Below are 1868 nucleotides of genomic sequence, written 5' to 3'. Positions count from 1 at the left end.
ACGGCCGCGTTCATATAATCGATAAAGGGATGGAAACAGCTTTCGTTTGGATAAATCCCCGGTTGCTCCAAAAATCATGATTAATGATGACAGATTTTGATCCATTATGTATAAACCTCTTTCCTAGCGATAATAGCTTTTATATAATCTTAGATTTCGCTAATATCTAAAATAGCATGTATCATTTTTAGAGGAAACAAATAAGCATTGATTTACACTTTATGATATAGTAACGATAATGAAAAGTGGTACGGAGAAGAGAGGAGTTTTTACTGTGGATGTCTTTTTCTTAGGAACAGGGGCAGGCATGCCGGCCAAGCTTCGCAATGTGACATCAATTGCCCTCAAGCTCTTGGAGGAGCGCGGTTCTGTCTGGTTGTTCGATGCCGGCGAAGCAACCCAGCACCAAATCTTACATACATCCATCAAACCGCGGCGAATTGAAAAAATATTCGTTACCCATTTGCACGGTGATCATATTTACGGATTGCCCGGACTGTTATCGAGCCGTTCTTTTCAGGGGGGAGAAACGGAGGTTACAGTTTACGGACCGAAAGGGATTCGAGACTTCCTTCAAATAAGTCTTTCTATCAGCCAAACCTATTTAAAGTATCTGTTGAAGGTGGTCGAAATTGAAGAAGGAATTGTTTTTGAAGATGAGCAATTTTCCGTGGAAGCCCGCCTGCTTGACCATGGAATTATGTCTTACGGATATCGAGTGGCTGAAAAAGACAGACCGGGAACCTTATTGGCAGATAAATTGAAGGAAGCAGGCGTACAGCCAGGACCAATTTTTAAAAAAATTAAAGATGGGGAAACCGTTACGCTTGAAGACGGCCGGGTGATTGAACCAAACGAGTATCTCGGACCTTCTCAGAAGGGCCGGGTTGTGACGATTCTTGGCGACACAAGATTCTGTGAAAATGCGATTTTCTTGGCTAAAGGGGCAGACCTGTTAGTTCATGAAGCAACGTTTGCCAAGGGGGAAGACCAGCTGGCATTTGACTACTTCCATTCAACGACCCATCAGGCAGCCGAAGTGGCGAAACAAGCGGAAGCAAAGCAGCTTTGCCTGACGCATATCAGTTCGCGTTATGACCGGCATGCGTGGCGGGAATTAGTCAAAGAGGCAGCAGAAATCTTTCCAAATACGGATATTGCCGAGGACTTTAAGGAAATTAACATTCCATTAAAAGGTGAAAAGCACTTACCATAATTGGTAAGTGCTTTTCTGCTTAAACCCAGCCGCGTTCATACTGCTTTGGACCGTCGATAGAAACTCCGAGCTCTTTTGCTGCTTTTCTAGGCCAGTATGGATCACGCAGCAATTCGCGGGCTAAAAAGATCAGGTCAGCCCGTTCGTTTTGCAAAATTTCTTCGGCGTGCAGAGGTGATGTGATCAATCCAACTGCTCCTGTTGGAATGTCTGCTCCATATTTAATCGCTTCGGAATATTTCACTTGGTAGCCTGGATAGACATCAATCCGCGCAGGGACAACCGCACCTGAACTGACGTCAATTAAATCCACACCTTGCTTTTTCATCCAATTGCCAAAGGTTATATAATCTTCGGGGGTTAACCCATCCTCATGGTAATCGTGGGCAGAAACGCGGACAAACAGCGGTCCGTCCCAAACTGTTTTAACAGCATCAATTACCTCACGCAGGAAACGGTAGCGATTTTCGGCAGATCCGCCATATTCGTCCGTCCGTTTATTGGAAAGCGGGGATAAGAATTCATTAATCAAATAGCCATGGGCTCCGTGAATTTCAATCACATCAAACCCGGCTTTTTTAACCCGTTCTGCTCCTTTTTTAAAGGCTTCAATAGTTGCTGCGATATCGTCCTTCGTCATTTCCTTCGGCGT

Annotated in this window: 3 protein-coding genes; 1 reads left to right on the top strand and 2 read right to left on the bottom strand. The window is 44.5% G+C overall.

Annotated features, from left to right (window positions below; translation table 11 throughout):
- Positions 1-105 (bottom strand): hypothetical protein (locus KHB02_RS23040; RefSeq protein ID WP_241114029.1); only part of this gene is annotated, 105 nt, incomplete at its 3' end.
- 169 nt (positions 106-274) lie between these two features.
- Between KHB02_RS23040 and rnz the strand changes: the two genes are divergently transcribed.
- Positions 275-1216 (top strand): ribonuclease Z, encoded by a 942-nt coding sequence (rnz, locus tag KHB02_RS23035; protein WP_213144946.1) that lies wholly within the window; start codon positions 275-277, stop codon positions 1214-1216.
- Positions 1217-1235: 19 nt separating this feature from the next.
- Here the strand turns inward: rnz and KHB02_RS23030 are convergent.
- On the bottom strand, positions 1236-1868 hold a 633-nt coding region (locus tag KHB02_RS23030), incomplete at its 5' end, for an oxidoreductase (RefSeq protein ID WP_476739050.1).

Origin of the sequence: Neobacillus citreus, from assembly GCF_018343545.2 — a bacterium.
GTDB classification, from domain to species: domain Bacteria; phylum Bacillota; class Bacilli; order Bacillales; family Cytobacillaceae; genus Neobacillus; species Neobacillus citreus.
Note: the sequence above shows the minus strand (reverse complement) of the source record. Positions and strands in the feature narration are given on the sequence as shown.